Origin of the sequence: Pseudomonas sp. FP2338, assembly GCF_030687515.1 — a bacterium.
GTDB classification, from domain to species: Bacteria; Pseudomonadota; Gammaproteobacteria; order Pseudomonadales; family Pseudomonadaceae; genus Aquipseudomonas; species Aquipseudomonas salomonii.
The window spans coordinates 3,043,159-3,056,542 of the sequence record NZ_CP117436.1; the positions used below are offsets into that span (position 1 = coordinate 3,043,159).

Here is a 13,384-nt window from a genome sequence, read left to right on the forward strand (position 1 = left end):
GGTCGTCTTCACTGCAGGCCGGAAAGGCCAAGGGCGGGGTCGATTCCATCGAGTGCAACGGCCAGAGCCTTGGCCTTGTCGGCGATCTGCTTGCGCTGGTCGGCCGTGACGCTGTCGTAGCGGCTGTACTGGCCGTCGACTTTCAAACTGTTGAGTTGGGCATCGAAGGCCTCCAGGGCGCTGTCGATGTTTGGCAGCAGGTCCGCCGCCGATTTGGTCAGCAATGGACGCATCAGGTCGACCACCTTGCGGGCAGCCTCCAGGTTGGCGGCAAAGCCGTTCAAGTCGATATGGCTGTAGCGCTCCTCTTCACCGCTGGCGGCCCGCACATCCGCCAGGCTGTTGAGGTTGCGCACCACAATGCTGACCAGTTGTTCCGGCGGCAGTGATTGCGCAAGCAACTGTTGCTTGAGGGTGGTGACGTCAGTGACCAGGCGCTCGGCGACCGGGCCGATGCCATCAAGGCTGCGCTGCTGGAACAGGCTGTATTCGAGGCGGTGGAAGCCGCTGAACGCCGGGTCTTGCTCGCGTTTTTCGAAGTAATCGGCGCGGGCGTTGATCGCGTTGTCCAGTTCCGCCAGGCGTTGCGCGGCCGGAGCCAGGCGCTGATACGCCTCACGGGCCGGCACATACAGCGCCTGCGCCTGGGCCAGGTCACCGGCGGCAATTGCTTGCTGCAGCGCGGTCACGGCCTTGACCAGCGCACTGCCTTGGCCGCTCAGGTACACCCGGAACTCCGACAGTGGGCCAATAAACGCCACCATCGACGGCTTGGCCTTGGCCTGGGCGTCGGACTCGGCGGTCGGGGTCACATGCAGCGTGCCGCGCGGGTTGCTCAGCAGGCCGCAGGTGATTGCATAGTCGCCGGGCAACAGGTTGGCGTTGATCACCTGGCTTAGGCCCGGCGCGATATTTTCGCGTTCTTCGATCACCAGCACGCCGTCGAGGATTTCCCATTCCACCGCGCGGTCGGAGCGGTTGATGATGCGAAAACTCGCGCGCCCGGCGGGCACGCTGATTTCATTCGGCTCGCAGGCGTGGCCGTGAATGGTCACCGCGATTTCATTGTGGTTGGTCTGGCGCTTGGCGGCAGCCAGTTGCGAGGCGTAATAAAACAGCGCACCGGCGGCGATCATCACCACCACTGAGCCGGCCACTGCCCAGCGCAGGGCCCGCGACGGCGGTGCCGGTTGAAGGGTTGGGTTGGACAAGAGACGGTCCTTACTGGCTGGAAACGGAAGAAGGTTGGGCGACAGGCTTGGCAGGGGGCGAGGGCAGGAAGAACATCACCAGTGCCACCACCAGATAAATCAGATAGGCACCCAGGGTGCTCACGGTCGGCGCTTCCTGGTAGCCGAACATCCCGGCGAGCACCGAACCCAGCGGGCTGTCCATCGGCAGCACGGCACTGAAGTCGAACAGCACGGTTTGCAGGTGGTTCCACACCCCGGCTTCGTGCAGGGCCTGCACCGAGTTGGCAAGAATGCCGGCGGCCACCACCAGGATGAACAAACCGGTCCAGCGGAAGAACGCGCCAAGGTTCAGGCGCATGCTGCCGGTGTAGATCAGGAAGCCGACGATAATTGCCAGGATCAAGCCGAGCAGGGCGCCAATCGGTGCGCCCGGGCCTTCGCTCTGCTGGAACACTGCGAGCAGGAAAAACACGGTTTCCAGGCCTTCACGGGCCACGGCGAAAAACACCATGGCGATCAGCGCGATGACTTGGTGCTTGGAGCCGGCCAACGCGTGATCCAGGGATTCGTGCAGGGAATGCTTGATGGAGCGCGCCACCTTGCGCATCCAGAACACCATGGAGCTGAGGATGCCGACGGCTACCAGGCCGACGATACCTTCAAACAGTTCCTGTTGTTTCTGCGGGAACTCCGCGCTGACCAGTTCCAGGCCGCCGCCTACCAGCAGGGCCAACGCGGCGGCCAGGAACACGCCGATCCACACGGCGGGCATCCACTGGCCACGGCCGGTCTGTTGCAGGTAACTGGCGATAATGCCAACGATCAATGCAGCTTCAATGCCTTCGCGCAGCATGATTAGAAAAGGAACGAGCATTCGGCACCGCATCAAGGCTGGATAGGATGCTAATTTGTAACATAATGATACTCATTACTAAACAGCCAATATGGACCTTTGCTGAACTGCGGCTGAACGGTGGTGGCGAATCGCAACCGCCCTTATGATGCACCCCATCTTTTGCAGCATTGAATAGCCCGGTTCCCATGGCGGAAAAAGACACCATCTCCATCCATCTTGTGCGCGAAGCCCTGCTGCAAAGCTGCGCGCCCGGCGCGGCCACGGTTGAAGCCTTGAGCAAGGTCGGGATAGACCCAGCGCTGCTCGAGCATCCCGACGCCCGCGTGCCCGCCACCGCCTACGCACGCCTGTGGCGCTTGCTGGCGCGGCGCATGGACGACGAGTTTTTTGGCATGGACCCGCGCCCACTCAAGTCCGGCAGCCTGGCGTTCCTGTGCCGCGCCGCGATGGCGCAACCGAGCCTGGATGCCGGCCTGGAAACCGGCCTGGGTTTTTTGTCGTTGATGCTCGAGCAGATGCCCGCACAACTGGTGCGCCAACAGAGCCTGGCAGAAATCGTTTTGCTCGAACCCGAACCCAAACGCGCGTTTACCTATTTCACCTACTGGATGATTGTCCACGGCGTCGCCTGCTGGCTGGCGGGTCGGCGGATTCCGATTCTCGCCATTGAATTGCGCTGTCCGCCACCGGAGTTCTGTGACGACTATCGCGTGATGTTCTCCGACAACCTGCGCTTCGACCGGCCGCGCACGCGCATGATCTTTTCTGCCGACTGCCTGGACCTGCCGATCAAGCGCAGCCCGGAAGAACTCAAGCGTTTCCTGGCGCATGCGCCGGCCAACATACTGGTCAAATACCGCGACCCGACGAGCCTGGCCAATCGCATCAAACATGACCTGCGCCATATGCCTGCCAATACCTGGCCGGAAACCGAAGGCTTGGCCGCCAACCTGTGTATATCCGCGTCGACCCTGCGTCGCCGGCTGGCAGATGAGGGCCAGACTTATCAGGGGCTCAAGGATAGCGTGCGCAAGGAATTGGCGATTGTGTGGCTCGCCGAAGCCGATATCAGTTTTGTTGAAATTGCCGTGCGCCTTGGGTTTGCGGATGTCAGCTCCTTTTACAAAGCCTTCCGCAAATGGTCCGGCTCAAACCCTGGGCACTATCGCAGTCTGATCCTGAGTGACGCGTTGCCGTCTGTGTGACGCAGGCTGATGCGATAACCCGCAGGAGGAAATGCGTACATACACTTGCTATGCTCAGCTTCGGAATAAGCCGATCCATTTGGAAGGGCCGGTTCTCAGACTATCAGGCTCCTTTCTCTGGAGTACGTTTGATGAGCTTATCCCGTATTGAATCAGCCAGTAGTGCGCTCTCCCACCGATCAAGTCCGCCACCCGGTGAGTTGAACCTGGCGGCGTCAACCCCTCAATCGGACAAGCCGGTTGTTGTCGTTAAAACAACCGCTGAAGCTGACACTGAACTGGCCACCCTGCTGGCAGATCATCACCAAGGCGATTGGCGCTTTCAAGATTTGTCGTCAAAGACGTCGGTTGGTAAGTGGGTGGGCCATTTTGTTGACTCGTGGAACTCGCCGGCCATGCAGGCTTGGGTAAGGGCGCAAAACTTCGGGATACCTTCGTTTCGCATAGTGGGTTCCACCTTAACGGTAACATCGCTCGATAGCGGCAAAGTCACTACGTTTACCCCTTCTGATGGCAGCGGTTGGTGGCCGATCGGACGGCAGGTGATAGCCAGTGCTGGCATGCTTGATCCGCAAGGGAATGGCCTGAGCAACCCCGGAACCAGGCTTTTACCCTCTGAGATCGCGGCGTTCTACGGCGTTCGCTGGCCAATCAACAGTAGCGTGGCGAAGCACTCAGAGCCAACGGTTTTCCCGTAAAGCGTGTAGAGGATGACCCCCTGCGCTCACCTGAAATGCGCAAGCTGGCAGAACGCGAGTTTATGGATGTAGAAAATGAAAGCGCATTGATAAAGACGCTGCTCAGTAAGCTCAAGGACAAACCAGACGACGAGGACATCGACCTCAGAGCGATTTCCCAGGCCATTGCACCGGGTTCGTCACTTGGCATTGCCAATCGCTCGGGGCTCAGAATATTGAAGCACTTGATGCGTGAACCCCTGATGGCGCCCATCTTGAGCGCGAATAACTTAGGTGTGAATGCCCAGGTTCGGCTGGAGAATGGGCAGTTTATGGTCAGCGCCAATGGCACATCTGGATCGTGGCGTAACGTGACGGAGCAAGTTCTGGCCCATCCAACGCTTGCGCAACTGCTCGACAGTGCCATTCAGCAATCTGAAGCAACCGGAAAAATAATCAGATCACAATCAGTCGACGATCTATGGCAATTGCTTCGGTTTGCAACGTCGAGCGAATTACCGGCCGTCATGACTGCCAGCGACTTGCGCAACATTTTGAACTGGAAACTCAACCCGCTACCACCAGAGCCACCACTTGGCAGCTATGCCCGTAATTTTCTGGAAGATCAGCAATCACCTGATTCCCTGACCGAGGAGCAACGTATCAGAGTGCGCCGGTCAGCGCCCGGCACCAGCATACCGCCACAGCTGACACTGCTGGATTGCTCACCCAAACCCTGGGCAGGCCAGAGCCCGGAAGACATCCGCCAGCATGCCGACGAACTTATCAGCCAGGCATTGATTCAAGGCGCAGGACTAAAGCGCTGCGAACCGATTCTGGCAGCACTTAAAGATCCGCCAGCGGCGCCTGAAAAGTCTTCGCCCAGTTATCGCAAACAGATGATCCTGACCCGTGATCTGCTGGTCATTGATCCAACCCTGGGCACCCAGCGCAATGTTATTGGCGGTTACAACCTGTATTCGGCATCGAACACAGGCAAAACCCTGTTCGAGGTGCGTACTGAGCTTGAACAGCACCTCGCCCGGGAAAAGCAACTGCCCCTCGACCAAGCCATACTGGTCACGCATGCGTTGTTATCGACCGTCGCCCCCGAGTTTCTGGTGAAGGGCGCCGAGACCATACGTGTGGGGACGTTGTCACTGGTCAGCCTGCGCGTTCAAGTGGCACTGGTGGAAATGGTCTCCCAAGGCAGCTCGCGCCTGATGAGCGCAGAACAACTCAGCGCTCGTGCCTTATTTACGCCGATCTCACCTGAACACAAACAGTTAGAGGTGATGCACAGTGCCGGGCCGATATACGACTGGGCGCTGGCCCAAGGCGTCGTGACCGAGGAGGATGATTATTCCTCCATGGCACTGAATACCGCGTTGAATACTTACAATGAGCGCGTGCAGGACAGTAGGTTAATGGCCACGAGTCTTGATGAGGCCAGGTCATCGTTTAAAACCCGCATGGAAGTGGGTGAGCAGGAGCTGGAGCGGGTGTGCCCTGGCCAGAATGAGTTCTTAAATAGACGCACGGTGCTGTTCACGCCCAAGTCGTTACTTGTTAATGCACTGCCATTCAGCAACCTTACGGACGCATTCGCTAGCCTGTGGGGAGGACCCGACACCACGGCCCTTGGGCTTTTATCGGGACCTTGTTCGATCAAGGATCTTTACTTGTCAGGCGTGTTGACCGCTGAAAATATAAACACGCAGGACCTGAATTTTGTTAACCCTCTGGATAAAGCAGCCTTTGAGGCGTTAAAACGTCAACTGGTGAATCTGAAGCCGATCCAGGCGTTGTTTGATATGCCCGTCATGCTCGGGCTTAATAACCTGGAAAACTATCAGCTCATGGCCGCGAAAATGCTGCTGAGCGAACTGCCCGTTGAAGACAGGCGACGGTTGGAGTTTGGCGAAGTCACTGTCTATGGTGCTTCGAGTCAGGAGGGGGACCTCAGTCAAGAACAGGCCCAGCAAAAAATAGGGCCGATTCTATTTCTCAGGGATGAGGTGGGCGCCAAGTGTTATGAGCTTGACCCCACCACTCATCGCTACGTAGAGCGCCCGGAACTGGTCGATGCGATGACGTTCATGAGCGATTCGGGTACCAATTCCTTTGGCAGAATCATGCGCCGGCGTCTCAACCCGACATTGCCGGTTGATATTGACGTCAAAGCGCACTTCCCCGCGAAGTCAAAGAGTCAGGGTGCATCAGCGGGTTTGCCCAATACCTATGCATCGACGCGGACAACTGAAGTTCTCAGGGTGCTGAAATTGGACAACTTGCTTGTCGACCCCCAGCTTCTGACGAAGCAAGCTGCAGGCACGACGTATAACGAAGCCGTTCAGCAGCGCTTGGACGTCATCGATAATTTCATTATCAATACCCTGATTCCGTTCAAAGGCAATATCGAAGAGATCGCCTCGGGTGATCGCCGTCGTGTTGCCCTGGGCGCTATTGGGTTGGGCCTGGAAATTGTAGGGGCTCTGGTGGTGGTCGCCACTGCGGTTGCGGACGTCGCCAAGGCCGCATCGATAGCCACGAGGTTTGCGGGTGTTGGTAAAGCCGTGGTGTCGATGTTTAATTTACCGGGAGCCGTGGCGGGCACGGCGAAATCCTTATTTCGGCTCACCGCAATGGGCGTCAGAAGCATGGGCGTGAACGTACCGAAAACACTCGCCAAAGGACTCACTGATTTCAGCAGACTGGTGTGTGGCGGCAAAAACGCTCAGAAATTATTCAGGCTATCGCCACGTCAGCGTATAGGCAAAGAGGTCAATAACTTGATGGGAAATATTGCCTTGCCGAACACGATTAAAGGCATGGTAGATTTTGCCGAGCAATCACCGACCCAAGTGTCTAAAGGCAGCAACTCCCTGGCGATTTAACGCCTGGCGGTTGCTGTTTCGAGCAGGGATGCTTATTACTCGCTGGTTTATCCAGATACTGCGCGTCACCCCGGTGTTCTGCGTGATTTCAGCATGTTTTGCCATTGCGCGGCCTTGGTCATACGTCATGCTTTTACGCACCGCCAGCGGCATGCTGTTCAGTGCTGCACTGAAGCCTTGAACAGCAGAAGTAGCCGTAGCATCGTTCATTTTCACCAACATCAAATAGCCACTCGTGCGCTCCACAATAGTGCCGACAGACGACCCATTATCTTTGCCCTTAATCAGGTCGCCTTCTCAGTGGCCGGGCATCAAGTTCAGGAATTTCCTCGCGTTTTTAAAAGACTTTTTCAAGGTATGTTCCTCGTCAGCATGTTTTTCTTCGTTTGTGGCGCATTTATCTGGCTACGTAAATGAAGTACTGCTCAGCAACAATCCGTTCCTCAACCGCCAAACAAAAAAAGCCCCGCGACCGAATGGGGCGCGGGGCTAAAAATTGGCTGGATGCGACCAACCAAAGGAGCTCTTTACATCACTTGCTGCTGGCGACGACCGTGTCCGGCTGCCAGCCGCCACCGAGGGCCTTGTAGATCGCGACGATGCCGCGATACAGGTCGACTTCGGCCTGGGCCTGGGAGTCTTCAGCCGCCAAGCGCTCACGTTGCGCATCGAGCAGCACCAGGAAGTCCACGGTGCCTTCGCGGTAACGAATCGCGGCAAGGTCGGCGGCGGCGCGGCTGGATTCACTTTGACGGATCAGCGAGACCAGACGCTGTTGGCGTTTGCCGTAATCGCTGAAGGCGTTTTCCGATTCTTCCAACGCCAGCAACACTTGCTGCTCATAGGTCGCCAGAGCGCCATCGGCTTCGGCATTCGCACCGCGCAAACGCGCACGCACGCTGCCCAAGTCAAATGCAGCCCAGGTGATGCTTGGGCCAAGGGACCAGGCATTCGCTGCTGCCGAGCCAATCTGCGAACCGCGCCCGGCGGTAAAGCCGAGGAAGCCGCTGAGGCTGACCCGTGGGAACAGGTCGGCCTTGGCCACACCGATACGCGCGGTGGCCGCAGCCAGTTTGCGTTCGGCGCTGAGGATGTCCGGGCGACGTTGCAGCAACTGGCCGGGGTCGCCGATCGGCAAGGCCTTGGCAATCGCCGGCAGGTCTTTGGGGCTCAGGTCTACGCTCAGCTTGTCGGGGCGCTGGCCGAGGAGGGTGGCGATGCGGTTACGCTCGCGCACTTGCTCGGCCTGCAGTTGCGGCACGCTGGCTTCAACGGCCGCCAGGCGTGCGTCGGCGCGTTCCACATCGAGCTGATCGCCAACACCTGCATCACGCAGGCTCACAGTGATGGTGCGCGATTCCTGCTGGTTCTTCAGGTTGTCCAGGGCGATACGTTCACGCAGTTGCGCACCACGCAGTTGACCGTAGGCATCCACCAATTCGGCAATCATGGTGACTTGCAGTTGGTACAGGTCGGCCTCGGCGACCTGTTGGTCAGCGTCGCTGGCCTCCAGGTTGCGGCGGATACGGCCGAACAAGTCGACTTCCCAGGCCATGTCCAGGCCCAGGTCATAGCGCTCGCTGTTGACACGCTGGGTGGTCTGGCCCGGGATCTGGCCTTTGCCCACGTCACTGCTGGCGCGAGAGGTGACGACCGGCATGATATCGGTGGCCACGTCATCACGGATGGCACGTGCCGCCCGCAGACGGGCGAACGCCACACGCAGATCGCGGTTACCGCTCAGCGACTGGGTCACCAGTTGGTTGAGGGTCGGGTCGTCGAACTGCTGCCACCAGATGCCTTCGTACTGGGCGTGGTCATAACTTTTGGTGTCGGCGGCGGCCGTAACATTGGCCGCCTCCAATTTTTCGGTTTTGTAGTCCGGGCCCACGGCGCAGGCGCTCAGCGCCAGTACCAGCAAGCTCGGCAAAAATACTTTCACGCTCATTGCTGTGTCTCCAGCTTCAAGGCCTTGGCCGCTTTGCGTGCTTCGCCGCGCTCCACAAAGCGACGGATCAGTACGTAGAACACTGGCGTCAGCAGCAGACCGAAGAAGGTCACCCCGATCATCCCGGAGAACACCGCCACGCCCATGGCATGCCGCATCTCGGCACCGGCACCGCTGGACATCACCAGTGGCACCACACCCATGATGAAGGCGAACGAGGTCATCAGGATCGGCCGCAGACGCAAGCGGCAAGCTTCCAGTACCGCCGCCAGCGGATCGAGACCTTCCTGCTGTTTATCCTTGGCAAACTCGACGATCAGAATCGCGTTCTTACACGCCAGGCCCACCAGTACGATCAAGCCAATCTGGGTGAAGATGTTGTTGTCGCCGCCGGAGATAATCACCCCGGTGATGGCCGACAGCAGCGTCATCGGTACGATCAGGATCACCGCCAGTGGCAGGCTCCAGCTTTCGTATTGGGCGGCCAGTACCAGGAACGCCAGCAGTACGCAGAGCGGGAACACGAACAGCGCGGTGTTGCCCGAGAGGATTTGCTGATAGGTCAGGTCGGTCCACTCGTAGGTCATGCCATTAGGCAGTTCGTCTTTCAGCAACTTTTCAATCGCAGCCTGAGCCTGGCCGGAGCTGTAGCCCGGTGCGGCGTTGCCGTTGATTTCAGCGGTGATAAAGCCGTTGTAGTGCATCACGCGGTCCGGCCCCGAGGTGTCGCTGACCTTGATAAAGGTCGCCAGCGGGATCATCTCGCCCTTGTTGTTGCGCACTTTCAGCTGGCCGATCTGGTCTTCATCCTGGCGGAACTGTTGCTCAGCCTGCACGTTGACCTGATAGGTACGCCCGAAGCGGTTGAAGTCGTTGGCATACAACGAACCCAGGTAGATCTGCAGGGTGTCGAAGATGTCGCTGATCGCCACGCCGTGGGTCTTGGCCTTTTCGCGGTCAATGGCGGCATCGACCTGGGGCACGTTGACCGTGTAGCTGGTGAACAGGCCGAACAACTCAGGTACGCCACGGCTTTTGGTGATGATGTTCTGCACTTCTTTGTACAGCTCGTCATAACCCAGGTTGCCACGGTCTTCGACTTGCAGGCGGAACCCGCCGATCGTACCCAGGCCCTGTACCGGCGGCGGTGGGAAGATCGCCATGTAGGCTTCTTCGATGCTGCTGTATTTACCGTTCAGTGCCCCGGCAATTGCGCCGGCGGACATGCTCGGGTCTTTACGCTCATCGAACGGCTTCAAGGTAACGAACACGATGCCGTTGTTCGGGCTGTTGGTAAAACCGTTGATAGACAAGCCGGGGAAGGCAATAGCGCTTTCCACGCCGGGCTGTTTCATGGCGATGTCGGACATGCGCTTGATCACGTCTTCGGTGCGGTCCAGGCTGGCGGCGTCCGGCAATTGCGCGAAGGCCACCAGGTACTGCTTGTCCTGGGCCGGTACGAAACCGGTCGGCGTGTGGGCAAAGCCCAACCATGTCAGCACCATCAGGCCGGCGTACAGGAACAGCGCAATGCCACTGCCGCGAATCACCCGGCGCACGGTGCCTACATAACCATGGCTGGCTTTGTCGAAGAAGCGGTTGAACGGTTTGAACAACCAGCCACCCAGCATCTTGTCGAGGAACCTGGAGAAGCCGTCCTTCGGTGCGTTATGACTTTTAAGCAGTACCGCAGCCAGTGCGGGCGACAAGGTCAGCGAGTTGAACGCCGAAATCACCGTGGAAATCGCAATGGTCAAGGCGAACTGCTTATAGAACTGCCCGGTCAGCCCACTGATAAAGGCCGCCGGAATGAACACCGCACAGAGTACCAATGCAGTCGCGATGATCGGGCCAGTCACTTCGCTCATGGCCTTTTCAGTGGCCGGGAACGGTTCCAGTCCCAACTCGATATTTCGCTCGACGTTCTCCACCACCACGATGGCGTCGTCCACCACGATACCAATGGCCAGCACCAATCCGAACAGCGACAGCGCGTTGAGTGAGAAGCCAAACAAGTGCATGACTGCAAACGTACCGATCAACGATACCGGCACCGCCACCAATGGAATGATCGAGGCACGCCAGGTTTGCAGGAACAGGATCACCACCAGCACTACCAGAATCAGTGCTTCGAACAAGGTGTGAACCACCGCCTCGATGGAGCCGCGCACGAAGACTGTCGGGTCATAGGCAATGCGGTAATCCATGCCTTCCGGGAAGCTCTTTTTCAGCTCCGCCATCTTGGCGCGCACTTCATTGGAGATGTCGATGGCGTTGGAGCCAGGGCGTTGGAAGATCGGAATCGCCACGGCCGGCTGGTTATCGATCAACGAGCGCAGGGCGTATTGACTGGAACCCAACTCCACCCGTGCGATGTCCTTCAGGCGCGTGATTTCGCCGTTAGCGCCAGCACGAATCACGATGTTTTCGAACTCTTCCTCAGTGACCAGGCGGCCCTGAGTATTGACCGACAGCTGGAAGCTGGTGTCGTTGGGCGCAGGCTGCGCGCCCAGCGCACCGGCCGCCACCTGACGGTTCTGTTCACGAATGGCCGTCACCACATCGGTGGCGGTCAGGTTGCGCGAGGCGGTCTTGTTCGGGTCCAGCCATACACGCAGGGAGTAATCGCCCATGCCGAACAACTGCACATCGCCCACGCCGCCCAGCCGTGCCAACTCATCCTTGATATTGAGGATGGCGTAGTTGGACAGGTAGAGCATGTTGTAGCGCTGATCCGGGGAGGTGATGTGCACCACCATGGTCAGGTCAGGAGACGCCTTGTCCACGGTGATACCGATGCGCGTCACTTCCTCAGGCAGTTTTGGCTGCGTGCGGGTCACGCGGTTCTGTACCTGTACCTGCGCGTTGTCCAGGTCGGTGCCCAAGGCGAAGGTGATGGTCAGGGTCAGCTTGCCGTCGGCGGTCGATTGCGAGGACATGTACAGCATGTTCTCGACGCCGGTGATGGCTTGCTCCAACGGAGCGGCCACGGTTTCACCGATGACTTTGGGGTTGGCGCCCGGGAAGTTGGCACGTACTACCACGGTAGGCGGCACCACTTCCGGGTATTCGCTGATCGGCAATTGGAACAGCGAAATCGCACCGGCGATCAAAATCAACAGCGACAGCACCGCTGCGAAGATCGGCCGCGAAATGAAGAACTTGGAAAAATTCATCTTGAGTTGTATCCCTTAACCGCGTGGAGTCGCGACGGCTGCGAGCTTGGGCGCGGCTTTATCCGGCGCCACTTGCTCGAGGTTGCTGGCTTCAAGCGCTTGTCGTTGTTGTGCCAAGGCGGCGAGGGTTTCCTTGCTGGCCATCGGGATCGTTTCCGGCGCAACCGGCGAACCCGGACGAATGCGCTGCAAGCCCTTCACGACGATGGTGTCGTCCTTGGTCAAACCGCTGCGCACAATGCGCAGGCCTTCGATCTTCGGCCCCAGTTCCACCGAGCGATAAGCCGGCTTGTCGCCGTCCATCACCAGCACGAACTTCTTGCCAAGGTCGGTACCGACCGCTTCGTCGTTGATCAGCACGGCGGAGTAGGTGCCGCTGCCGACCAGCTTCAAACGCGCATACAGGCCAGGGGTGTATTCGCCCTTGCTGTTATCGAACACGGCGCGACCACGGATGGTGCCGGTGGCCGGGTTGACCTGGTTGTCGACGAAGTTCATCTGGCCCAGGTGCGGGTTGCCGGTTTCGTTGGACAGGCCCAGGTACACAGGGGTGGTCGCGCCACGGCGGCCTTCACGGGCCAGCTCGGTGTACTTGAGGTACACGCGCTCGTCGGCGTCGAAATAGGCGTAAACCTTGTCGGTGGAGACCACGCTGGTCAGCGGCGTTGTGTCGGCGGTCACCAGGTTGCCGGCGGTGATTTCAGCACGGCTGACGCGGCCACTGATCGGCGAGGTCACGCGGGTGAAACTCAGGTTCAACTTGGCCAGGTCCAACTGCGCCTGAATCCCGGCGACAGCAGCGCGGGCTTCCTGGGCGGCGGTGGTGCGCGAGTCGGCCAGTTCGGCAGAGATCGCATTGCTCTGGCGCAGACGCTCGCCACGTTGCGCTTCGTTATCGCTACGGCTGGCGGCGGCTTTGGTTTGTGCGAGTTGGGCTTCGAGGCGGCGCACCTCAGCCTGGAACGGGCGCGGATCGATCTGGAACAGCAGGTCGCCTTTCTTCACCAGGGCGCCTTCGGTGAAGGCCACCTGGTCGATCTGGCCGGACACGCGCGGACGAATCTGCACGGTTTCCGGGGCTTCCAGGCGACCGGTGAATTCGTCCCACTCGTTGACCGGTTGCTCCAGCACCTTGGCCACACTGATTTTCGCCGGGGGCATGGCGGCCGCTTGGTCCGGGGTCTTGCCGCAGGCGCTCATCACCACCACGGCCAAAATCGCCAAGGGGAAGCGCAAGTGTTTGAGTGACTGTTCCATGAGGTGCATCCGCCAATGTATTTGAGATGGGCGGATCATGCGCGGCGAGGTGCTATGTCACGAATCGAATGAAACAAAGGTAACTATCATTCGGAATGATATAAGCGAGAGGCGAGCCCTCTAGAATGGCGTTTTCGTTAGGGAGCTATCAATGGGCGTGATGACAAAGGTGTAT

The 13,384-nt window shown here is 58.9% G+C and carries 8 protein-coding genes and 1 pseudogene; 3 read left to right on the forward strand and 6 right to left on the reverse strand.

The features are described 5' to 3' along the window. Positions 1-8: 8 nt before the first annotated feature. Positions 9-1,211, reverse strand: a complete 1,203-nt coding sequence (gene efeO / locus PSH96_RS13755; protein ID WP_305459707.1) for an iron uptake system protein EfeO — start codon at positions 1,209-1,211, stop codon at positions 9-11. 10 nt (positions 1,212-1,221) lie between these two features. After that, positions 1,222-2,067, reverse strand: a complete 846-nt coding sequence (gene efeU, locus PSH96_RS13760) for an iron uptake transporter permease EfeU (protein ID WP_305459708.1) — start codon at positions 2,065-2,067, stop codon at positions 1,222-1,224. 167 nt (positions 2,068-2,234) lie between these two features. Between efeU and PSH96_RS13765 the strand changes: the two genes are divergently transcribed. The 3 genes from PSH96_RS13765 (at position 2,235) to PSH96_RS13775 (ending at position 6,828) form a co-directional block, all read left to right on the forward strand. Continuing rightward, complete coding sequence (locus tag PSH96_RS13765; RefSeq protein ID WP_305459709.1) at positions 2,235-3,254, forward strand: AraC family transcriptional regulator; 1,020 nt, start codon at positions 2,235-2,237, stop codon at positions 3,252-3,254. A gap of 131 nt (positions 3,255-3,385) precedes the next feature. Continuing rightward, complete coding sequence (locus tag PSH96_RS13770) at positions 3,386-3,952, forward strand: hypothetical protein (protein WP_305459710.1); 567 nt, start codon at positions 3,386-3,388, stop codon at positions 3,950-3,952. Between the two features lie 35 nt (positions 3,953-3,987). Further along, the gene (locus PSH96_RS13775; RefSeq protein ID WP_305459712.1) at positions 3,988-6,828 is read left to right on the forward strand and encodes a hypothetical protein; all 2,841 of its coding nucleotides are present in this window, start codon (positions 3,988-3,990) and stop codon (positions 6,826-6,828) included. A 66-nt stretch (positions 6,829-6,894) separates the two neighbouring features. On the opposite strand, the pseudogene PSH96_RS13780 reads toward PSH96_RS13775, so the two are convergent. From PSH96_RS13780 to mexE, 4 genes and pseudogenes are all read right to left on the reverse strand, one after another. Next, positions 6,895-7,143: pseudogene (locus tag PSH96_RS13780) on the reverse strand (IS30 family transposase); the annotation flags it as partial. A 217-nt stretch (positions 7,144-7,360) separates the two neighbouring features. Beyond that, on the reverse strand, positions 7,361-8,776 hold the full coding sequence (locus tag PSH96_RS13785; RefSeq protein WP_305459714.1) for an efflux transporter outer membrane subunit: 1,416 nt from the start codon (positions 8,774-8,776) through the stop codon (positions 7,361-7,363). Next, positions 8,773-11,952: an efflux RND transporter permease subunit gene (locus tag PSH96_RS13790; protein WP_305459715.1), complete on the reverse strand. Its 3,180-nt coding sequence runs from the start codon at positions 11,950-11,952 to the stop codon at positions 8,773-8,775. Before PSH96_RS13790 ends, PSH96_RS13785 begins: the two co-directional genes overlap by 4 nt. A 15-nt stretch (positions 11,953-11,967) precedes the next feature. Continuing rightward, positions 11,968-13,209: a multidrug efflux RND transporter periplasmic adaptor subunit MexE gene (gene mexE / locus PSH96_RS13795; protein WP_058419743.1), complete on the reverse strand. Its 1,242-nt coding sequence runs from the start codon at positions 13,207-13,209 to the stop codon at positions 11,968-11,970. Positions 13,210-13,384: the final 175 nt, after the last annotated feature.